Annotated in this window: 20 protein-coding genes; 10 read left to right on the forward strand and 10 right to left on the reverse strand. The window is 72.7% G+C overall.

Annotation, left to right across the window (positions count from 1 at the left end):
- Nucleotides 1–233: 233 nt before the first annotated feature.
- Nucleotides 234–845, forward strand: a complete 612-nt coding sequence (locus tag AB0H32_RS01225; RefSeq protein ID WP_361112256.1) for a VTT domain-containing protein — start codon at nucleotides 234–236, stop codon at nucleotides 843–845.
- A gap of 145 nt (nucleotides 846–990) precedes the next feature.
- Here the strand turns inward: AB0H32_RS01225 and AB0H32_RS01230 are convergent, their stop codons facing one another.
- The gene (locus AB0H32_RS01230) at nucleotides 991–1,635 is read right to left on the reverse strand and encodes an HNH endonuclease family protein (protein ID WP_361112259.1); all 645 of its coding nucleotides are present in this window, start codon (nucleotides 1,633–1,635) and stop codon (nucleotides 991–993) included.
- Nucleotides 1,636–2,009: 374 nt separating this feature from the next.
- Between AB0H32_RS01230 and AB0H32_RS01235 the strand changes: the two genes are divergently transcribed.
- Entirely contained in the window at nucleotides 2,010–2,597 is a 588-nt protein-coding gene (locus AB0H32_RS01235) for a TMEM165/GDT1 family protein (protein WP_361112262.1), read from the forward strand.
- Between the two features lie 146 nt (nucleotides 2,598–2,743).
- Nucleotides 2,744–3,400 (forward strand): HAD-IA family hydrolase, encoded by a 657-nt coding sequence (locus AB0H32_RS01240; RefSeq protein WP_361112721.1) that lies wholly within the window; start codon nucleotides 2,744–2,746, stop codon nucleotides 3,398–3,400.
- Between the two features lie 75 nt (nucleotides 3,401–3,475).
- Here the strand turns inward: AB0H32_RS01240 and AB0H32_RS01245 are convergent, their stop codons facing one another.
- Nucleotides 3,476–4,435: a peptidoglycan-binding domain-containing protein gene (locus AB0H32_RS01245; RefSeq protein ID WP_361112264.1), complete on the reverse strand. Its 960-nt coding sequence runs from the start codon at nucleotides 4,433–4,435 to the stop codon at nucleotides 3,476–3,478.
- A 163-nt stretch (nucleotides 4,436–4,598) separates the two neighbouring features.
- Between AB0H32_RS01245 and AB0H32_RS01250 the strand changes: the two genes are divergently transcribed.
- Nucleotides 4,599–6,638, forward strand: a complete 2,040-nt coding sequence (locus AB0H32_RS01250) for an MFS transporter (protein WP_361112267.1) — start codon at nucleotides 4,599–4,601, stop codon at nucleotides 6,636–6,638.
- Here AB0H32_RS01250 and AB0H32_RS01255 read toward each other — a convergent pair.
- Nucleotides 6,625–7,149: a GNAT family N-acetyltransferase gene (locus AB0H32_RS01255; protein WP_361112270.1), complete on the reverse strand. Its 525-nt coding sequence runs from the start codon at nucleotides 7,147–7,149 to the stop codon at nucleotides 6,625–6,627. The two genes, AB0H32_RS01250 and AB0H32_RS01255, sit on opposite strands and share 14 nt — an antisense overlap.
- A 106-nt stretch (nucleotides 7,150–7,255) precedes the next feature.
- On the opposite strand from AB0H32_RS01255, the gene AB0H32_RS01260 reads away from it, so the two are divergent.
- From AB0H32_RS01260 to AB0H32_RS01270, 3 genes are all read left to right on the forward strand, one after another.
- Entirely contained in the window at nucleotides 7,256–7,975 is a 720-nt protein-coding gene (locus AB0H32_RS01260; RefSeq protein WP_361112273.1) for a YafY family protein, read from the forward strand.
- A gap of 88 nt (nucleotides 7,976–8,063) precedes the next feature.
- Complete coding sequence (locus tag AB0H32_RS01265) at nucleotides 8,064–8,474, forward strand: nuclear transport factor 2 family protein (RefSeq protein WP_361112276.1); 411 nt, start codon at nucleotides 8,064–8,066, stop codon at nucleotides 8,472–8,474.
- Between the two features lie 66 nt (nucleotides 8,475–8,540).
- The gene (locus tag AB0H32_RS01270) at nucleotides 8,541–9,035 is read left to right on the forward strand and encodes a hypothetical protein (protein ID WP_361112279.1); all 495 of its coding nucleotides are present in this window, start codon (nucleotides 8,541–8,543) and stop codon (nucleotides 9,033–9,035) included.
- On the opposite strand, the gene AB0H32_RS01275 is transcribed toward AB0H32_RS01270, so the two are convergent.
- Nucleotides 9,024–9,473 (reverse strand): DUF1992 domain-containing protein, encoded by a 450-nt coding sequence (locus AB0H32_RS01275; protein WP_361112282.1) that lies wholly within the window; start codon nucleotides 9,471–9,473, stop codon nucleotides 9,024–9,026. The genes AB0H32_RS01270 and AB0H32_RS01275 overlap by 12 nt on opposite strands.
- Before the next feature lie 118 nt (nucleotides 9,474–9,591).
- Here AB0H32_RS01275 and AB0H32_RS01280 point away from each other — a divergent pair, with 118 nt between their 5' ends.
- Nucleotides 9,592–9,984 (forward strand): hypothetical protein, encoded by a 393-nt coding sequence (locus AB0H32_RS01280; protein WP_361112285.1) that lies wholly within the window; start codon nucleotides 9,592–9,594, stop codon nucleotides 9,982–9,984.
- Nucleotides 9,985–10,002: 18 nt separating this feature from the next.
- Here AB0H32_RS01280 and AB0H32_RS01285 read toward each other — a convergent pair whose 3' ends face one another.
- From AB0H32_RS01285 to proP, 3 genes are all read right to left on the reverse strand, one after another.
- Complete coding sequence (locus tag AB0H32_RS01285) at nucleotides 10,003–10,674, reverse strand: O-methyltransferase (protein ID WP_361112288.1); 672 nt, start codon at nucleotides 10,672–10,674, stop codon at nucleotides 10,003–10,005.
- 74 nt (nucleotides 10,675–10,748) lie between these two features.
- On the reverse strand, nucleotides 10,749–11,870 hold the full coding sequence (locus AB0H32_RS01290; protein WP_361112291.1) for a DUF2330 domain-containing protein: 1,122 nt from the start codon (nucleotides 11,868–11,870) through the stop codon (nucleotides 10,749–10,751).
- Nucleotides 11,871–12,219: 349 nt separating this feature from the next.
- Nucleotides 12,220–13,593 carry a glycine betaine/L-proline transporter ProP gene (gene proP, locus AB0H32_RS01295; RefSeq protein ID WP_361112294.1) on the reverse strand — a complete coding sequence of 458 codons (1,374 nt, stop codon included), beginning with the start codon at nucleotides 13,591–13,593 and terminating at the stop codon, nucleotides 12,220–12,222.
- A 390-nt stretch (nucleotides 13,594–13,983) separates the two neighbouring features.
- On the opposite strand from proP, the gene AB0H32_RS01300 reads away from it, so the two are divergent.
- Entirely contained in the window at nucleotides 13,984–16,020 is a 2,037-nt protein-coding gene (locus tag AB0H32_RS01300) for a bifunctional glycosyltransferase 87/phosphatase PAP2 family protein (protein WP_361112297.1), read from the forward strand.
- Nucleotides 16,021–16,045: 25 nt separating this feature from the next.
- Here AB0H32_RS01300 and AB0H32_RS01305 read toward each other — a convergent pair whose 3' ends face one another.
- On the reverse strand, nucleotides 16,046–17,215 hold the full coding sequence (locus AB0H32_RS01305) for a steroid 3-ketoacyl-CoA thiolase (RefSeq protein WP_361112300.1): 1,170 nt from the start codon (nucleotides 17,213–17,215) through the stop codon (nucleotides 16,046–16,048).
- A gap of 296 nt (nucleotides 17,216–17,511) precedes the next feature.
- Between AB0H32_RS01305 and AB0H32_RS01310 the strand changes: the two genes are divergently transcribed.
- Complete coding sequence (locus tag AB0H32_RS01310) at nucleotides 17,512–18,747, forward strand: cytochrome P450 (protein ID WP_361112304.1); 1,236 nt, start codon at nucleotides 17,512–17,514, stop codon at nucleotides 18,745–18,747.
- 107 nt (nucleotides 18,748–18,854) lie between these two features.
- On the opposite strand, the gene AB0H32_RS01315 is transcribed toward AB0H32_RS01310, so the two are convergent.
- Together AB0H32_RS01315 and AB0H32_RS01320 are read right to left on the reverse strand one after the other, a co-directional pair.
- Entirely contained in the window at nucleotides 18,855–19,535 is a 681-nt protein-coding gene (locus AB0H32_RS01315) for a YoaK family protein (protein WP_361112307.1), read from the reverse strand.
- 482 nt (nucleotides 19,536–20,017) lie between these two features.
- A complete protein-coding gene (locus tag AB0H32_RS01320) occupies nucleotides 20,018–20,431 on the reverse strand; it encodes a transglycosylase SLT domain-containing protein (RefSeq protein WP_361112310.1) in 414 nt (137 codons plus the stop codon).
- Between the last annotated feature and the right edge of the window lie 61 nt (nucleotides 20,432–20,492).

Below are 20,492 nucleotides of genomic sequence, written 5' to 3' on the forward strand. Positions count from 1 at the left end.
GCCCCCCCCCCCCCGGCGGCGGCCCCCCCCCCCCCCCCCCCGGGGGGGCGCCCCCCCCGCCGCCCGTGCGCCCGTGCGCCGTGTCCGCGTGTCTCTGCCGGACGGGGAAGGGCGTGATCGCCCGGTGTGGATCTCATGAGCCCCCCGCGAACCCCGTGTCACACCCCGGGCGTACGCTGTACGGCTGTCATCGGGGGATCTGCGGGGGAACTGCGGGGAGCGGGGGAGTCGTCGTGTGGGAGAGCGTGGGGGCGCTGGCGGGCAGTCCATGGATCTACGCCATGGTGGCGCTGTCGGTGCTGCTCGACGTGTTCGTTCCGGTGCTGCCGAGCGGGGTGCTCGTCATCACCGCGGCCACGGCCGCGGCGGCGGGCTCCGGTGCGGCGACCGGACGCGTCCCGCACGGTCTGCCGGACATCCTCGCCCTGACCTTCTCGGCGGCGACCGCCTCGGTCCTCGGTGACGTCGTCGCCTACCGCCTGGCCTGGCGGGGTGGGGAGCGGCTGGACCGCGCGATAGCCCGCTCCCGCCGCCTGACCACTGCGCAGGAACGTCTCGGCGAGGCGCTGTCCCGGGGCGGCGGCGCCCTGGTCGTCCTGGCCCGCTTCGCTCCCGCGGGCCGCTCGGTCGTCTCCCTCTGCGCGGGTGCCGCCCACCGCCGTCCCCGCGACTTCGTGCCCTGGTCCGCCCTGGCCGGCCTGTCCTGGGCCGTCTACAGCGTCGCCCTCGGCTACTTCGGCGCCCGCTGGCTGGGCGCCACCTGGCTGGCCACGGCGGTGTCGGTGGCGGCACTGTTCGGGGCGGGTGCCGTGGCGGGGTTCCTGATGCGCCGTCGGCCGGCCTAGCGGCTGCGGTCCATCGGCGGATTCACCGGACGCGGCAGCTCCGTTTCCGGGTCCGCCACCGGCTCGGTGCGCGGCCCCGAACTGTCTGCAGGGCCCGCCGCGTGCCTCACGCGGCGGGCCCTGCAGGGAAGGTGCGGCGGCGGTGTCAGCAGCTCGCCAGGTCGTTCGTCAGCGCGGTCTTCTCCGCGGAGTCGACCGAGAGGTCGTAGTAGTACTTCACCTGGACCCAGGCGCGGACGTACGTGCACAGGTACGCGGAGCGGGACGGGACCCAGGTGGCCGGGTCCTGGTCGCCCTTGGCCTGGTTGACGTTGTCGGTGACCGCGAGGAGCTGGGGGCGGGTGACGTCGTTGGCGAAGGCCTGGCGCTGGGCGGTGGTCCACTTGCTCGCACCGGAGTCCCACGCCTCGGCGAGCGGCACCAGGTGGTCGATGTCCACGTCGGAGGCGGAGGTCCAGGTGGCGCCGTCGTACGGGGAGTACCAGCTGCCGCTGGTGGCGGTGCACGCGGAGTTGGTGACGACGTTCGAGCCGTCCCGCTTGAGGATCCACTCGCGGGTGTTGCAGGTGCCCGAGATGGTGATCCAGGTCGGGAAGAGGTCGCGCTGGTAGCCGGTGCGGTTCTCGGTGGCCACGGTGAGCTGGGACAGGTAGCTGCGGGCGGTGGCGGCACTGACCGGCGTGGGGAGGGCGGCGGAGGCGCTCGGGGAGTTGAACAGGGCGGCGGAGGCCACCAGGGCGGTGAGCCCGGCGAGTATGCTCAGCCGTCGACGCGCGTAGAACTTCGGCATGCGAACTCCCTTGTGGAGTGGGGGTGTTGGGCGCGAGCCAGGGAATGCTCGCGGCGCCGTGTGACCGCGGAGTGAGCGTTCGGTAAGAAACTAGTGACGCGTTCATGACACGACAAGGTTTAGAGCGGAACTTTCTCGTCCCTTACACTGGGGAGCGCAGAAGGGGAGTAGCTCTTCGCCGGACCGTCGACATACTGCTCAGCCAGCCTGAGCCGGCGCCCGGGGGCGGATTCGCGAAAGTCCGCCCAGCGAGACCTTCGGCAAGCAGTGCACGCCCGTGCCTCACGGCACGGGGACCGAGTGTGCTGCCGTGCCGAGGTGTCTCATGTGAGGTTCAGCACTCTCGGTGGGGCAGCCCGACCGATTGAGGAACCTTGATCAGCATCACCGTGACGGCGCTCGTCTTCGGCGTCATCTTCCTCGCCGAACTGCCGGACAAGACCGCGCTCGCCGGCCTCGTCCTCGGCACCCGCTACCGCGCTTCGTACGTCTTCGCGGGCGTCGCCGCCGCCTTCCTGCTGCACGTCGTGCTCGCTGTCGCGGCCGGCAGCGTGCTGACCCTGCTGCCGCAGCAGATCGTGCATGCGATCACCGGCGTCCTCTTCCTCGGCGGCGGCGCGGTGCTCCTGATGCAGAAGGGCGGGGCCGATGGTGAGGAGGAGATCCGCAGGCCGGCCGACCAGTCCTTCTGGAAGGTCGCGGGTACGGGCTTCATGCTGATCCTCGTCGCCGAGTTCGGTGACCTGACCCAGATCATGACCGCCAACCTGGCCGCCCGATACGACGCCCCGATCTCCGTCGGCCTCGGCGCGGTACTGGGGCTGTGGGCGGTGGCCGGGCTCGGCATCGTCGGCGGAAAGGCCCTGATGAAGCGGGTCCCGCTGCGGCTGATCACGCAGGTCGCGGCCCTGCTGATGCTGGGGCTCGGCGTGTGGAGCCTGTACGAGGCGGTGGCGGGCTGAGCTGAACGGCGGGTGAACCCTCGACGGAGGCGGTGGCGGGATCGCGGCTTTGTTTTGTACCGTGGAGGAACAAAGTGGCTCCCGCCCGTTTTCCCTGACCGGCGGGCGGGGCCGCCTTGTCCCGTACCTCGTTCCTGGAGCTGCCGATGCCGGCCACCGTCCTCACCGCCCGCGCCCTCCTGCTCGACATGGACGGCACCCTCGTCGACTCGGACGCCGTGGTCGAGCGCATCTGGCGGCGCTGGGCGGAGCGGCACGGGCTGGACGGCGACGGGGTGATGAAGGTCGTCCACGGGCGGCAGGGCCACGCCTCGATGGCGGTGCTGCTGCCCGACCGGCCCGTGGAGCAGAACCTCGCCGACAACGCCCGCATGCTCGCGGAGGAGACCGCCGACATGGACGGCGTGGTCGAGGTGCCTGGCGCGGCCGCCTTCCTCGCCTCCCTGCGCGGCCTGCCGCACGCACTGGTGACCTCTGCCGACCGTGCGCTGTCCGGTGCCCGGATGGCAGCCGCCGGGCTGGCGCTGCCCGAGGTGCGGATCACCGCCGAGTCGGTCGGGGCGAGCAAGCCCGATCCCGAGGGGTTCCTGAAGGGCGCCGCCGAGCTGGGGGTGGATCCGGCGGACTGTGTCGTCCTCGAGGATTCCGGTGCGGGGATCGCCGCGGGCCGTGCCGCGGGAATGACGGTCCTGGGCGTCGGGCCCCGGGCCGAGGTGCACCGGCCCCATGCCGTGGTGCGGGACCTCACGCAGGTGAGGGTCGAGAGCGCCGCGGACGGGGGGATCCGGCTGCACGTGGGGTGAGCACCCCGTCGGCGGACGCCGCCCCCCGGACCCCTGACCGTCCCGAACCGCCGCGTCCTCGGGCGCCGGACCGGCTCACGGGGCCGACGTCTCCGATTCCAGGCCGGCCCGCGTGGTCGGGCCGTACACACCCGGGGCGTCCTCGGTGATGCCCCGGGCCCACTGGTAGGTGGCCACGGCGTCCTCCACGGAGCTGCTGAAGACTCCGTCGGCCGGATCGTCGTAGAGGTTCAGCTGCTGGAGGCGGAGCTGGAGTTCGGTGACCGCGGGGCCCTGGTCGCCGCGCCGCAGTACGGGGGCCCCGGTGGGTGCCGCGTTCGGGGTGCGGGTGGTGGTCGCCGAGGGGGTCGCGGAGGCCCGGCCGGACGGGCTGCGGGACGCCGTGGGGTTCAGGGGCGAGGGTGTGGCGCGGATGGACCGGCTCGGGGCGGCCGACGGGGAGCGGGACGGAGTGGCCGGGCGGGTCGGAGCCGCCGCCGGGGGCGGCGCGGGCGCCGAGGCCGACGAGGCGTCCGGGGTCGTCACCTCCGGGACGCTCTCGCGCACCTCCTGGGCCGCCCGGTCGCGCGACGGCGTGTGGTACGAGAACAGACCGCTCGCCACTCCGGCCGCGGCCACCACGGCGAGGCCCGCACCGGCCACGGACAGCAGGAACGTGCGACGGGGGCGCCGCCGGGGTTCTGCCGCCGGGTCCTCATCGCCCGGCGCGGGGGGCGCGTGCGGCGTCTTCGGTGCGAACAGGCGCAGGTCGGTCGTGCTCGGCCCGGGTACCGGGGCGAGCGGCCGGGTGATCTCGACGGAGGGCACCGGGACGGTCGGGGCCGCGGCACCGTCCTCGGAGGCGTCGGTGACCTCGACGTACGGCCGTATGCGCAGCGGATCGAAGTCCTCCGCGGCGGCCGCCTGCGCGGTACGCGCCTCGCGCAGGGCGTCGGAGGCGCGCCGGGTGCAGTCGCAGGACGGGGTGTTGTCCGACTCCCGCGGTGCCCCGCACTCCGGGCAGCCGTGGCTCCTCGGTCCCGTCGGTCCCGTCATGCGTCGGTCCCCTCCCCTAACGAACTCCAGAGTTTATGCAGACTCCCTCCACATCCGCCGGGCCGGAACACGCCGCAAACCGGCCACACAGGGAACCCAACAGGCCATAACCGGCGACACCGCCCAGGATGGAGGGGGTGTACCCCAGCCCCGGGAGGTCTCCATGGCCCTTGATACGCACGGCACGGCGAAGGAGAGGGAAGCTGCCGGGAACGTCTCCGGCGGTGTGCTCGTCTCGATCGGAGCCCTGCTGCTCGGGCTGCTGCTCGCCGCGCTCGACCAGACCATCGTGTCGACGGCGCTCCCGACCATCGTCAGCGACCTTGGCGGTCTTGAGCACCTGTCGTGGGTCGTCACCGCCTATCTGCTGGCCTCGACCGCCGCGACGCCGCTGTGGGGCAAGCTCGGCGACCAGTACGGGCGCAAGAAGCTGTTCCAGACGGCGATCGTCATCTTCCTCGTCGGGTCCGCGTTGTGCGGCATGGCACAGGACATGGGGCAGCTGATCGGCTTCCGGGCGTTGCAGGGTCTGGGCGGCGGCGGGCTGATCGTGCTGTCGATGGCGATCGTCGGCGATATCGTGTCGCCGCGTGAACGCGGCCGCTACCAGGGCCTTTTCGGTGCCGTGTTCGGTGCGACCAGTGTGCTCGGACCGCTGCTCGGCGGGCTGTTCACCGAGCACCTGAGCTGGCGCTGGGTGTTCTACGTCAACCTGCCCGTCGGCATCGTCGCCCTCGCCGTGATCGCCACCGCCCTGCGCATCCCGCGCCGGGCGGCCCACCATGTCATCGACTACCTCGGCACCTTCCTGATCGCCGCGGTCGCCACCTGCCTGGTGCTGGTCGCCTCGCTCGGCGGTACGACGTGGGCCTGGGGCTCCCCGCAGATCATCGGGCTCGCCGTGCTGGGCGTCGTCCTCGCCGTGCTGTTCGTCGCCGTGGAGCGCAGGGCCGCCGAACCCGTCCTGCCGCTCAAGCTGTTCGGCATCCGCACCTTCACCCTCGCCGCAGTCATCAGCTTCATCGTCGGGTTCGCCATGTTCGGCGCGATGACCTACCTGCCGACCTTCCTCCAGGTGGTGCACGGCATCTCCCCGACCATGTCCGGCGTGCACATGCTGCCGATGGTGATCGGACTGCTGCTGTCCTCGACCGCCTCCGGGCAGATCGTCAGCCGCACCGGCCGCTGGAAGGTGTTCCCGATCGCGGGCACCGCCGTCACCGCCATCGGACTGCTCCTGCTGCACCGGCTGGACGAGCACAGCTCGACCACCGTGATGAGCGTCTACTTCTTCGTCTTCGGCCTGGGCCTCGGTCTGGTCATGCAGGTCCTCGTCCTCATCGTGCAGAACGCCGTGTCCTACGAGGACCTGGGCGTCGCCACCTCCGGCGCCACCTTCTTCCGCTCCATCGGCGCGTCCTTCGGGGTCGCCATCTTCGGCACCGTCTTCGCGAGCCGCCTCGGCGACAACCTCGCCGACGCCTTCCGCGGCATGCACCTGCCGCCGGGCGCCACCGCCGACGCCCTCAAGTCCGACCCGCGCGGCATCGCCACCCTGCCGCCCGCCCTGCGCCCGGCGGCCCTGCACGCGTTCGCGACGTCCATCACCGACGTGTTCCTGTACGCCGCCCCGGTCGCCGCCGTCGGCTTCGCCCTGGCGTGGTTCCTGAAGGAGGACCGGCTGCGCGGCTCGGTCACCGCACCGGAGGCGTCCGAGACGATCCCGCCCAACCCGGTGCAGCGTTCCTCCTACGACGAGGTGTGCCGCGCGCTGTCCGTGCTCGGCACCCGCGAGGGGCGCCGGGAGATCTACCGGAAGATCACCGAACGGGCCGGGTACGACCTGCTGCCCGCCGCCAGCTGGATGCTGCTGCGCATCCGCAAGTACGGGTCGGTGGAGCCGGGGCAGCTCGCCGAGCGCACCGACGTCCCGATGCAGATCATCCTCGTCGCCGAACGCCAGATCGAGGAGCGGCACCTCGTCGAGCGCCGGGGACTCGACATAACCCTCACCGAGCAGGGCCGCGAGGTCGCCGAACGGCTCGCCGGGGCCCGTGAGGAGTCTCTGGCCGAACTGCTCGGCGACTGGTGGCAGCCGGGCCGGTCCGCCGACCTGGCCAGGCTGGTGAAGGAACTCACCGGCGAACTGTGCGGCTCCGAGCGGGAGCGGCCGACCGACGGCACGTCGGTCAGGGCCGGTTGACGGCCCCGGACGCCGACAGGTCCTTGCGGAACCAGTGTTCGGCGTACACGTCGTCGTTGTGGGGGCCGGTCTCCGTGTAACCGAGGCGGGCGTACAGGGCGCGGGCCTCCACCAGGTCGCCGCGGGTGTCGAGGATCAGCTGCCGGGCCCCCAGCGCGCGGGCGGCCTCCTCGGCGGCGGCGACCAGGAGCGCCGCCCCGCCCCGGCCGCGCATCCCCTCCAGCACGAACACCCGGGTCAGTTCGGCCGTGTCCGCGGCGAGCAGCCGTACGCCCGCCGAGCCGGCCGGCTCACCGCCGTACCGGGCCATCAGCAACTGGCCGGTGGGCGGCGCGAGTTCGGCGCCGGTGTGCGCCACGACCCGGCGCTCCAGTTCGTCCGGGTCGGTGCGGTGTCCCTCGTGCAGCAGGTACCAGCGGTCGCTGACCTCCGTGTAGTACGCCCGCCAGAGCGCGGCGGCGGCCGGGGAGTCGTACGGTTCCGGGGCGATCGTCCAGGTCATGCCGGTCATTGTCGGGCGCCGCCGCGCACCCTCCGTAACCGGATTCGGGCGACCGCCGGGAAGCGCGGCACCCCCGTCGGGACTCCGGTCCGGGAAATTCCGGAGACTGTGCGTCGTGAACCGAACCGACCGTCTCTACGCCCTCGTCGAGGAACTGCGCGCCGCCGCTCCCCGGCCCCGCAGCGCCCGTGCGCTGGCCCGGCGCTTCGAGGTCAGCGTCCGCACCATCGAGCGTGACCTGGCGGCGCTGCAGCAGTCCGGGGTGCCGATCCACGCCGAGCCGGGCCGCACCGGCGGGTACGTCCTGGACAAGGAGCGCACGCTGCCGCCGCTGACCATCACCCCGGCCGAGGCGACCGCCCTGGCCGTCGGGCTGCACGCCCTCGCCGGGACGCCGTTCGCGGCCGACGCGCGCAGCGCCCTGCACAAGGTGCTGGCCGTGATGCCCGGCCCCGAGCGGCGGGCGGCCGCGGAGCTGGCCGGGCGGGTGGGGCTGCTCGTACCGGCCGCGCGGCCGGCCCGCACCGCCGAGCCCGTGGTGCCCGCCGTGCTGCGGGAGGCGCTGTCGGCCGGGCGGGTGCTGCGCCTGGAGTACGCCGACGCGGCGGGCGCCGTCACCGCCCGGGAGGTCGAACCGCTCGCCTTCCTGGGCGGCCCCGAGCACTGGTACCTGGCCGCGTGGTGCCGGCTGCGCCGGGCGCCGCGCGGCTTCCGCCTCGACCGCGTGCGCGCGGCCACGGCCCTCGACGAGCGGGCCCCGCACCGCCCCGTCGACCTCGCCTCGCTCGACACGCTCGGCTCGGACGTGCTGCCCCTCGACGAGCTGGGAATGTGACGGCAATCACCGACAGGGGGGTGTCGCGGACACGGCGGAGGCTGGTGCCCGTACCGATCAGCGACGACCTTCATCGGAGGCACCAGCCATGACCACGGCACCCCTGACCACCGGCGCCCTCGCTCCCGCCACCGGCATCGCCCTCTTCGACCGCTGGACCGCCCTGTGGAACGGCGACTTCGCCGCCCCGGAGGCCTTCCTCGCCCCCGGCTTCCGCATCCGCTTCGGCAACGACCCGCAGGACGCGGCCACCGACGAGATCCACGGCCCGGCCGGCATCGTCTCCTACGTCTGCGACTTCCGCACGCGTAGGCCCGGGCTCCGGTACGCCGTCGAGGGAACCCCGATGGTGGACGGCGCGCTGGGGCAGGTCGCCTCCCGCTGGTACGTGACGCTGCCGGACGGCGGCCACAAGAGCGGCATCGACCTGCTGGAGGTGGAGGACGGGCGCATCGCGACCGTGTGGTCGGTGACCGGACTGCGCCGCTTCGCGCCCTGACGGCCGTTTGCGGCCCGCCTGCCGGGGTCACCCGGCACCGGGAGCCGTCCGAAGGAGGGCCGAGCCGTGCCACAGCACAGGGACACCCGGCCGGGCACCGATCGTCACCCGCTCGGATCCGGCGGTGACGACGTCGGAGCGGACGACCCGATGCCGGAGGACGGGCTCGGAGTGCCTTCCTCGGGCGAGCTGTCCGGGCGGGAGGCGGGGACGACGGAGGGCCTCGCCCCGGACGCCTGGCCGGCCGCGCCCGGACCGGCCGGGTGCAGCGCACAGGCAGGCGGCGCCCTGCACACCCCGCTCCTCCCGCACGAGGAGACGCAGCGGTGGGAGGCCCGGATGCGGCAGGCGGCCGCCGCCTTCGCGGACGCACCGCGGGCCGCCGTCGAGGACGCCGACCGCGCCCTGGAGGAGATCGCCGCGCGGTTCGGCGAGGCCGTCGCGCGCCGCCGCCGGACCCTGCGCAGGTCCTGGCAGGACGGCGACGAGAGGGACACCGAGCACCTGCGCCTGGCCCTGCACGACTACGAGGAACTGGCCGAACGCCTGCTACGCCGGTGACCGCGGCCCGTCCGGCGGCTGTGCGTCCCCGGTGGCGGCAGCCCTGCGCCGGCGCCACTCCCGTACGACCTCCTCGACGTCGTACGGCTTCTTGCCGAGCGGCGGGCCGGGCGGCGGCTTGAACATCATGTCGCGGATCTTCACGTTGATCTCGGTGATGATCTTCCGGACGATCCGCTCCGAGGGCGCCGTGCAGGCCGCCGCGAGCGCGTCCTCGGCCTCCTTGCGCAGAGCCAGTGCCGGCGGCAGCACCGCGAGCCCCTCACGGGCCATCTTCCGCTTGATCCACCACAGTTCGTCGTAGGTGGAGTCGAGGCCGTCGGGGAGCGGCTCGCCCGCACCCGGCAGCCGGTCGAACTCACCGCGTCGCTGTGCGTCACGGATCTGATGGTCGACCCAGGACTCGAACGGGACACCCGGTGGCTTTCGCTCGGTCATGACCCCATTGTGCCGGACGCGGCCCGGCCGGGCGTTCTATCATGCGGCGGCGGTGCGGCAACCGGGCCACCGCACAAGGACGTTCCGGACGTCGCAGATGTTGCAGGGGGAAACGCACGTGCTCGAACTGACCATGGCCACCGTCTCCGGGGCCGACGCGGGCGCCACGGCCGGCATGACGATGGCCGACGCGCCCAGCGAGCCGGGCGCCGTGCTGCGGGTGGGCCGGGACGCCGCCGCGTGCCGGCTGGTCACACCCGAGGACTGGCTGTTCGTCTCCCGGGTCCACCTCGAGTTCCTGTGCGGCCCCGACGGCGGCTGGCAGGTGGCCTGGCTGCGCGGCTCCCAGGCCGAGCCGTCCTCCGAGGTGCGGCTGATCGTCGGCGAGTACGCGCAGACCGTCGGCTACGGCTCGGCCGTGGCGCTGCCGCGCGGCGGCTCCGGCGAGATAGTCGTCCGGGACCGCACCGCCCCGCGCAGCGTCAACGTGGGCTTCTACCACGAGGTGTGAGCCCCGCGGCCCGTGCGCTCAGCCCAGCACCCGGGCCAGCGCGAAGCCGTCGTACCCCTTGCTGCCCACCGTCTGGACCGCCGTGCCGGTCAGCCTCGGGTGGGCGGCGATCAGCTCTACGGCGGCGCGGATGCCGACGATGTCCGGGTCGGCGCTGTCGGCGTCGACGACCCGGCCGCCGCGCACCACGTTGTCCACGACGATCAGGCTGCCCGCGCGGGTGAGCCTGAGCGCCCACTCCACGTAGTGCGGGTTGTTGGCCTTGTCGGCGTCGATGAAGACCAGGTCGAAGGGGGCCGGGTTCTCGTCGGCGAGCTTGGGCAGCGACTCCAGGGCCGGCCCCACCCGCACCTCCACGATCCGGTCCAGGCCGGCGCGGGCGATGTTGCGGGTGGCCACGTCGGCATGCCTGGCGTCGTACTCCAATGAGATCAGTCTGCCGTCGGCGGGCAGGGCGCGGCCGAGCCAGATCGTGCTGTACCCGCCGAGCGTGCCGATCTCCAGGATGTTCCGGGCCCCCTGGATCTCGGCGAGCAGCCGGAGGAACTTGCCCTGGGTGGCCGTGACGCTGATGTGCGGCAGTCCGGCGGCCTCGCTGTCCCGCAGTGCCGCCTGGAGCACGTCGTCGTCCGGCGTGAGGTGGCTGCTGAAGTAGAAGTCGACGTCGTCCCAGACCTGCGACCCGCTCATGCGCCTGCTGCCTTTCCCGAGTGTCTCCTCGAGTTCTCTTCCCGAGGCTCCTTGGCACTTCCCCCTGAATGGTCTCAGCCGAGCGGCGCGGACGGGAAGAACGGCGGCGGGGGCTGCACGGGCGGCGGGGGAGTCACCGGCCGCCGGGCGCGTCGTACGACGACCAGCGCGACGGCCGTGAGGGCCAGCAGCAGGCCGCCACCGACGGTCGCCAGCCAGGCCGGGATCCCGGCCACCTCGCGCAGCCGGTCGTCGTAGATCACCTGCTGGACCGGAGTGTCGGCGGCCGCGCGGCGCAGTTCGTGGTCGCCGGAGATTCGCCTGGGGTCCGGAAACTGCTGGGACAGGGCCGTCAGATACGGCGTGCCCGCCGCCAGCCTGCCCAGGGCACCGGCGGGCCGGTCGAGACGGCCGGCGAAGGCCACCTCGGGCTGCAGCCCGCCGATCGAGGTCCGGGTCTGCATGCGGTGCGCGGCGAGCACGTACAGGCCGAGCGACTGCGGCAGGCTCGCCAGGCGGGACAGCCGCATCGGATAGACCGGGCTGTCACTGGCGAACGTGAGGTGGAGCGGGTCGAGGGCGCCCTGCAGCGGGGTGTGCGAGGCCTTCGGCGCGAGCCGTACGGCCACGTACTCCCAGCGCCGGTCGACATACGGCTGCAGGGCGGTCCTGAGCCTCGCCGGGAACGTGAAGCCGTGCTGGTGCAGCCAGGTGTCCAGGGCGGCCGGGTCGGTGGCGGTCAGCCGGGCCACGTCGAACGGGCCGAGCCGCTGCCGGTCGACCACGCCGACACCGGCCGCCGCCGGGGGCGGGGCGGCGTCGCCGACCAGGTCGTCACGGTCGAAGGGCCAGTCCCCGTTCTCCGGCCAGAAGTGGTAGCGGGCGCGGTGCACGGGGGCGATGGCCTCGCTCAGCTGGTCGAACAGGGCCGGGTCACCGAGCTTGACCGTCGCCCGGTGCGGGACCGGCATGATCCAGGCGGCGTCCCGGGCGTCGCCGTTGACCGTCAGCCGCATGACGATCTGCTCCTGACGGCCGTCCCAGCGCAGGACGGACTGCTCCCTCGCGACGGAGATGCTCTGGGATGCCTCCGGGATCATGGCACCGCAGCCGCACGCGTAGGCCGGCGCGATCAGCCAGCTGAGCTGTACGCCGAGGAGGGCGAGGACGACTGCGAGGATGCGGGCGCGATTCACGCGGCTACAGACGGCACCGGGCTGTGATCGGTTCCGGCGCCCGGGGCGGGGCGGGCGGCCCACCGGCACCGCCAGGGTGCCCCCGTGCCCACCTGCGCCGCCCCGGCGGGTCTGTGTGTGGGGGCCGATCCCGCAGTTCCCCGCGCCCCTTGGGCGGTTGCAGCCCCGTCGGCCGCGGAGCGCTCGTTCTTGGCGGCGGGCACGGGACTTCCGTCCTCCGGGTGACGGCCGTCTGCGGTTGCACGGGCGCCTTGGACCCGGCGGGACTGCAACCTCCTGGGGGCGCGGGGAACCGCGCGACAAGCCCCTGCGGACCCGCACCCGGAGAACGGCCGTACCCCGACGGCGCCTAGCGTTCCACCGACGGCGCCGACCCGGGCAACGGCCGCCCCGCCGACTCGCTCATCCGCCACACCGCAAACCCGCCCACAACAGCCGCGGCCATCATGTAGTACGCAGGCATCATCATGTCCCCGGTCGCCCCGATCAACGCCGTGACCACCAGTGGAGTCGTCCCGCCGAACAGCGACACCGACACGTTGAACCCGATCGACAGGGAGCCGTACCGGACCCGGGTCGGGAACAGGGCGGGCAGCGCGGCCGGCATGGCCGCCGTGAAGCAGACCAGCAGCAGCCCCAGCGCCCCCATGCCGAGCCCCACGGCCACCAGGCTGCCCTCACGGATCAGCAGCAGCGCCGGGACGGACAGCAACAGGAATCCCGCGCAGCCCGCGGCGATCACCGGACGGCGGCCGACCCGGTCGGTCAGCGCACCGGCGAACGGCTGCACGATCATCATCAGCACCATGACCCCGAGCACGACCAGCAGCCCGTGGGTCTCGTCGTACTTCAGCTCGCTCGTCAGATAGCTCGGCATGTACGACAGCAGCATGTAGTCGGTGACGTTGAAGACCAGCACCAGGCCCATGCACAGGAGCAGGGCCTTCCACTGCCCCGACACCATCTCGCGCAGCGGCACCTTCGGCCGGGCGGCCTCCGCCTTCTCGGCCTCGGCCGCAAAGGCCGGGGTCTCCTCGAGGCGCATCCGCAGGTACAGCCCGATGATGCCCATCGGGCCCGCGATCAGGAACGGGATCCGCCAGCCCCAGGAGAGCAGGTCGTCCGAGGAGAGCAGGGCCGTCATCAGCGTGACCAGACCCGCGCCGCCGATGTAACCGGCCAGCGTGCCGAACTCCAGCCAGCTGCCGAAGAACCCGCGCCTCTTGTCCGGCGCGTACTCGGCGATGAAGGTCGACGCGCCCGCGTACTCGCCGCCGGTGGAGAAGCCCTGCACCAGCCGGGCGGCCAGCAGGAGCAGCGGCGCTCCGACGCCGATCGACGCGTACGACGGGATCAGGCCGATCGCGAAGGTGCCCGCCGCCATCATGATCATGGTGAGGGCGAGGACCTTCTGGCGGCCCACACGGTCGCCCAGCGGGCCGAAGACCATGCCGCCGAGGGGGCGGACCAGGAAGGCCGCGGCGAAGGCGCCGAACGTGGACAGCAGCTGTGCGGTCGGGTTGCCGGAGGGGAAGAAGACCTTGCCCAGGGTGACCGCGATGTAGCTGTAGACACCGAAGTCGAACCACTCCATGGCGTTGCCCAGCGCGGCCGCCTTCACGGCGCGCCTGACGAGCGCGGGGTCGGTGACGGTGACGCCGGCCGGGGCCTCGGCGGCCCGCGGGGTCTTCGGATGCGGGGTGACGGCTGTGGCGGTCGCCAAAACGGAGCTCGCCTACCTTTCGACGGGGACAGGGACGCGGCCCGGACGGCGACGGTGACGTGCGACGGGCCGAAAAGCGACGATAGGTGGACTTCGGGCCCTTACGCCCCGTGTGCGAGTCGATGCATGGTGCAGCCAAATGGTGCGTGCGCAGCCACGTCTGCCCGCCGCCGCGGGGGATCACCGGCCCTGCGCTGTGATCCTTCTCGCGCCCGAAGGAGGCAACCCCACCCCCCTCCGACTGTCGTCTTCCGGACAAAAGGAGACGGACGTCAGGTGAATCGGGGGTTGCCTGCGTCTTCCTCCGGGGGGTCTGCGAGCCTCAGAGGGATCGCAGTGGGAGCCCGGAGTATCCGACGCCGGGCGAACGGGGCGGGAGGCCGACGAGGCGTGGCGAACGTGGAGCACGGCGGGCGGGCGACGGATGCCTTCGGGGCGGCTGCGGAAGGGGCCCGGCTGCGCGCGGCCCGGCTCGCGCTGTGGGCGGTGGCCGCGATCCTCGCGATACGGCAGATGACCGTCGTCCTGACCACCCCGAGCGGCGAGCGGCTCACCGATCTGGAGACCTGGGTCGGCCCGCACGGCGTCCTGCACGTGAAGGGCTCGCTGTACGACTCGACGCGGTTCACCGGCACGCCCTTCGCCGGGCTCGTGCTCAAGCCGCTCACCAACTCCGCCCAGCAGGCGCTCGGTTGGGGCTGGACCTTCGGCACCCTGCTCCTGGTGGTCGCCCTCGGCCTGGTCGCCGCCCGTGCGCTGCCCGAGCCGGTCGGCCGCCGCACCTCGCTGCTGGCCGCCCCGGTCGCCATCAGCCTGCTCATGCTGTCGCTGCCGGTCCGCAACACCCTGTGGCTCGGCCAGACCAGCATCATCCCGGTCCTGCTGGTGCTGCTCGGCTGCTTCACCGTCCGCGGGCAACGGGCCGGCGGCCTGTGCATCGGTGTGGCCGCCGCACTCCAGCCGACCGTGCTGATCTTCGCTCCGCTGCTGTGGTTCACCGGCCGCCGCCGGGCCGCCGTCACCACCTCGGCCACCTTCGCCGTGTGCACGGCCCTCGCCTGGGCCGCGATGCCGCACGACTCGTACACCTACTGGGTGCACCACATCGCCGGGGCCGGTCTCGGCGGCAGGGCCGACGCCCTCGCCAACCAGTCCCTGCACGGCGCCCTGCTGCGGCTCGGCCTGGCCGGCCCCCTGGAGATAGCCCTCTTCCTGCTGCTGGGCGCCGCCGTGGCGGCCCTCGCCCTGCGCCGCGCCGTCCGCTACGCCCGCGACGGCCAGCTGCTGCTCGCCGTCGCCGTCACGGGCTGTGCCGCCGTCGCCGTCTCCCCGACCACCTGGCAGCACCAGCTGTTGTGGGTGCTGTTCGCGGTGGTCGGCCGGGTCGGCAGGCGGGCCTCGGACCGCTTCGTCTGGCCGGTCGCGGTCGTCCTGGTCACGACCCTCCCGGCGAAGATGATGCTGCCGAACATGGCGGTGCTGTACCCCCTGCGGGACAACATCGTGCTGCTCGCGGCCATTGCCGCGGCCGCGGCCGTACCGTTCCTGCCGCGCAGCTCGCCGTACTACCGCACGCCCGTCCCCACGGAGTACGCCCCGGCGGTCCCGGCCCGCTTGCGCGGCGTCCCGCTGCTGCCCTTCCTGCGCCGGGTGCTCACCCGCCCGAACCTGCTGCTGGAGCTGCTGCTCATCCGTGTCGTGTACGCCGCCTACCAGCAGGTACGGCTCGCGGCGACCGGAGGCAGCAACTCCGAGGGCCGTGCGGCCGCCGAACACCACGGCCACCTCGTCCTCGGCCTCGAACGCGCCCTGCACATCGACATCGAGCACGCGGTCAACCACGCCGTGTCGAAGATCGACTGGCTGCGGGACTTCTTCGGCTTCTACTACGAGTCCTTCCACTTCGTCGTCCCGCTGACCATCCTCGGCGTGCTGTACTGGCGCCGCCCGGTCGACTACCGCTGGGCCCGTGCCTCCCTGGGCTTCGCCACCTTCCTCGCCCTGATCGGCTTCTGGCTCTTCCCGCTGGCCCCGCCGCGCCTGATGCCGAGCCTCGGCATCATCGACACCGTCCACGGCGTCCAGGACTTCTCCAAGCCGGACTACGGCACCCTGACCGCGCTCACCAACCAGTACGCGGCGATGCCGTCCCTGCACTTCGGCTGGGCGCTGTGGTGCGGCATCGTCATTGCGGTGATCGCCCCGAAGTGGTGGATGAAGGCCCTCGGCCTGCTGCACCCCTTCCTCACGGTCTCGGCCATCGTCGGCACCGGCAACCACTGGGTGCTGGACGCGGTGGGCGGCGCGGTGGTGGTGTCCGCGGGCTTCGGGCTGTCGTACCTCTTCCAGGGGCCGCGGGCGCGGACGGTGACGGCGGTGGCGGCCCAGGCCGCACCGGAGCCGGTGAAGGACCCGGCCCCGAGCTGACCGGGCCGCGCCGCCCGCGGCCGTCCTATAGCCGCTGGATGATCGTCCCGGTGGCCAGCCCGCCCCCGGCGCACATCGTGATGAGCGCGAACTCCTTGCCGGCGCGCTCCAGTTCGTGCAGGGCGGTGGTGATCAGGCGGGCGCCCGTCGCACCGACCGGGTGGCCGAGGGCGATCGCGCCGCCGTTGACGTTGACCTTGGTCAGGTCCTGTTCGAAGACCTGGGCCCAGCTCAGCACGACGGAGGCGAACGCCTCGTTGATCTCGACGAGGTCGATGTCCTTCAGGGACATGCCCGCCTTGCCGAGGACGGCCCTGGTGGCGTCGATGGGGCCGTCGAGATGGAAGTGCGGGTCGGCACCGACCAGGGCCTGGGCGACGATCCGTGCCCTCGGCTTCAGCTTCAGGGCCCGGGCCATCCGCTTGGAGGCCCACATGATCGCGGCGGCGCCGTCGGAGATCTGGGAGGAGTTCCCGGCCGTGTGGACGGCCGTGGGCATCACGGGCTTCAGGCCCGCCAGGGCCTGGGGCGAGGTGTCGCGCAGCCCCTCGTCCTTGTCGACCAGGCGCCACATGCCCTGCCCGGCGTGCTGCTCCTCCTCGGTGGTGGGCACCTGCACGGCAAAGGTCTCCCGCTTGAAACGTTCCTCCGCCCAGGCGCCCGCCGCCCGCTCCTGCGAGAGCAGGCCCAGCCCGTCCACGTTCTCTCGGGTCAGCCCGCGGTGCCGGGCGATCCGCTCGGCCGCCTCGAACTGGTTGGGCAGGTCGACGTTCCACTCGTCGGGGAAGGGCTTGCCCGGCCCGTGCTTGGAGCCCGAGCCGAGCGGCACCCGTGACATCGCCTCGACGCCGCAGCTGATCCCGACGTCGATCACGCCGGCGGCGATCATGTTGGCCGCCATGTGCGAGGCCTGCTGCGAGGAGCCGCACTGGCAGTCGACGGTCGTCGCCGCCGTCTCGTAGGGCAGGCCCATGGTCAGCCAGGCGGTGCGCGCGGGGTTCATGGACTGCTCGCCGGCGTGGGTCACCGTGCCGCCGACGATCTGCTCGACCGCGTCGGCGGGGATGCCGGTGCGGCCGAGGAGTTCACGGTAGGTCTCGCCCAGGAGGTAGGCGGGGTGCAGATTGGCGAGCGCGCCGCCGCGCTTGCCGATCGGGGTGCGTACGGCTTCGACGATCACGGGTTCCGCGGCCATGGGGGTGCGTCCTCTCCTCGGTCGCCCGCGCGGCGTGGGGGTGTCCCGGCCCGCCCGCCACGCAGAACTAGAACGCGTACTAGTTCTGCTTGCAGTCTGCTGACATCGTGTCCACTGCCGCAAGGGTTGTGCAGCCCCGGAAGTCGCGATCTGCACGAATTTCGCACGCAATTGGGGGCGCCGCATGTCTTGCCACTTGTAGAACCCGTTACTACCTTCACGGCAGCCTGCATTCCTGATGAGCCGTCAGACGGGTCGTCAGTACGGATCGTCAGCACGGACGACGGGAGTCGCCGATGCACTGCCCCGCGCTGCCCGACGGGTTCGACCTCACCGATCCCGACCTGCTGCACCACCGCGTGCCCTTCCCGGAGTTCGCCGAGCTGCGCCGCACCGAGCCGGTCCGCTGGATCGCGCAGCCGCACGGGCTGGCCGGCTTCGCCGACGACGGCTACTGGGCCGTGACCCGGCACGCGGACGTCAAGTACGCCTCCACGCACCCGGAGTTGTTCTCCTCGTGCCTCAACACCGCGATCATCCGCTTCAACGAGCACATCCAGCGGGACGCGATCGACGCCCAGCGGCTGATCCTGCTGAACATGGACCCGCCCGAGCACACCCGGGTCCGCCAGATCGTGCAACGCGGCTTCACCCCGCGCTCGATACGGGCCCTGGAGGAACGCCTGCGGTCCCGCGCCGAGGCGATCGTCGCGGCGGCCAGCGCCCATGCCGGCCCGTTCGACTTCGTCACCGAGGTCGCCTGCGAGCTTCCCCTGCAGGCCATCGCCGAGCTGATCGGCGTACCGCAGGAGGACCGGTCGAAGATCTTCGACTGGTCCAACAAGATGATCGCCTACGACGACCCCGAGTACGCGATCACCGAGGAGGTCGGCGCGCAGTCGGCCGCCGAGATCATCGCCTACGCGATGAACATGGCCGCCGAGCGCAAACAGTGCCCGGCCCACGACATCGTGACGACGCTGGTGGCCGCGGAGGACGAGGGCAACCTGAACTCCGACGAGTTCGGCTTCTTCGTGCTGATGCTGGCGGTGGCCGGGAACGAGACGACCCGCAACGCCATCACCCACGGCATGCACGCCTTCCTCACCCACCCCGGGCAGTGGGACCTCTTCAAGCGCGAGCGTCCGGCGACGACGGCCGAGGAGATCGTCCGCTGGGCCACCCCGGTCAACGCCTTCCAGCGCACGGCCACCCAGGACACCGAACTCGGCGGCGCGCACATCGGGAAGGGCGACCGGGTGGGCCTCTTCTACGCCTCCGCCAACCACGACCCCGAGGTCTTCGCGTCCCCGGACGACTTCGACATCACCCGCGACCCCAATCCCCACCTGGGCTTCGGCGGCGGAGGCCCGCACTTCTGCCTGGGCAAGTCCCTCGCGGTGCTGGAGATCGACCTCATCTTCCACGCGATCGCCGACGCCATGCCGTCGCTGCGCCTGGCCGGCGATCCCCGCCGCCTGCGCTCGGCCTGGATCAACGGCGTCAAGGAACTCCGGGTCACCACGGCCTGACCCGTGATCGGGGCCGACGGCACCCGGCACCGCCGGCCCGCCCCGAGGGAGGCAGGAACACGCCCGACCCTATGCCCGGTTCCTGCCTCCCCCGAGGTCCGCGCCGCTCACTCCCGCCCCGAGGCCACCACCGCCAGCACCCCCGAGGCCGCCGCCGCAAGCAGCAGCGGAAGGGCCAGGCCGTGGCGGAGCACCAGCCAGGCGCCCAGGCAGGCCCCCGCCAGCATGGCGACCACCGCGGCCGCGCGGCGCAGGGAGTGGCGGCCCGTGGCGTCGCCCAGGCGGGACTCGGCGGCCAGGCCGGTCAGGGTCATCGTCAGGACCGTGGTGGTCGTCAGATCGGCGATGCGCAGTTTGCGGACCGTCGCATTGCGCAGGCCCATCGCGAACGCGGTGAGGGCGATGAGGGCGTACCGGGTGCCGTTCGTCTCCGGCCGGGCGAAGGCGACCGCGGCCGCGATGCCGACCAGGAGGGCTTCCGCCGCCAGGGTCAGCCGCGTCCACTTGCGGCGCGACCCGTCGTTGCAGCGGGCCGCCATGCGGCCCCCGGCCACCGCGCCCAGCAGGAAGCAGGCCAGCGAGGTGGCCGTGTGCGGGACCGAGAAGCCGGGGGCGCCGGCGGCGGCGAAGCCGAGGACCACCACGTTGCCGGTCATGTTGGCCGTGAAGACCCGGCCGAGGCCCAGGTAGCTCACCGCGTCGATCAGGCCGCTGACCACCGTCAGCGCCAGGAGTACGACCACCAGCCGCACCCCGCGCTCCTCCGGGTCCGCCGTCGGTGTCGTCATCGGTCCTCCGGTCGGCCGGACGGGCGGGGTGGTGGCAGGTCCACCACGGGGGGTGGGGACGCTCGGATGTTCCGGCGCAGCCTGCGTCCGCAGCCTTCGGGCATGACACAAGACATGCGCACATCAGGCGAAATCACCCGCGTATCAGGGGGCAAGCAGCCCGGTCGGCCTATCCGGAAGGGCGGTGCCGTCGCGGCCGTCGCGCTGCTCGCCGCCGTCGCCGCGCTTCCCGTCCGCCGTCGCCGACGGCGGACGGGAAGCCGGACGTGCCGGTGCGGCTGTACGCCGGCGACGGCGACACCGGCGTACCGATCGGCAACGCCGGGGAATGCGCGCGCACCCTCGCCCGGCGGGGGGCGAGGGTGCGGGTGCAGGACATGGGGCCCGTCGACCACGGGGTCCTACCGGGCGGCGCCGGCCGGCGTCGCGCGCTCGTTCGGCGGCGCGGCGGCCCAGCGTCTGGGGGCCGGGAGCCGGGTGGCTCAGTACCAGCCGTTGGCCTGCCAGAAGCTCCAGGCCTGGACCGGGCTGCCGTAGCGGGACTTCATGTAGTCCAGACCCCACTTGATCTGGGTGGCCGGGTTGGTCTTCCAGTCGGAACCGGCCGAGGACATCTTCGAGCCCGGCAGGGCCTGGACCAGGCCGTAGGCGCCGGAGGAGCTGTTGGTGGCGGACGGGTTCCAGCCACTCTCGTGCTCGACGATCTTGCTGAACGCGTTGAACTGCGCGGCGTCCGGGATCATCTTGTGCGCGATCGCCTGGGCGGAGGAGGCCTCGGTCGTGGCGGCCTGGGCGGGCGCCGCGGCCAGCGCCATACCGGCGGTGGCGGCGGCCACGGCGGCGGCGGTGAGGGCCTTCTTCGGGGAGGCGATGCGGCGGATGAAGGAGACGGACACGGAGAACCTCTTGCGTCGGGGACAGGGGATCGCCCGTATGTCCGGGCCGTGCTTCACGCGA

Origin of the sequence: Streptomyces sp. NPDC020362, assembly GCF_040642095.1 — a bacterium.
In the GTDB taxonomy this organism is placed as follows: Bacteria; Actinomycetota; Actinomycetes; order Streptomycetales; family Streptomycetaceae; genus Streptomyces.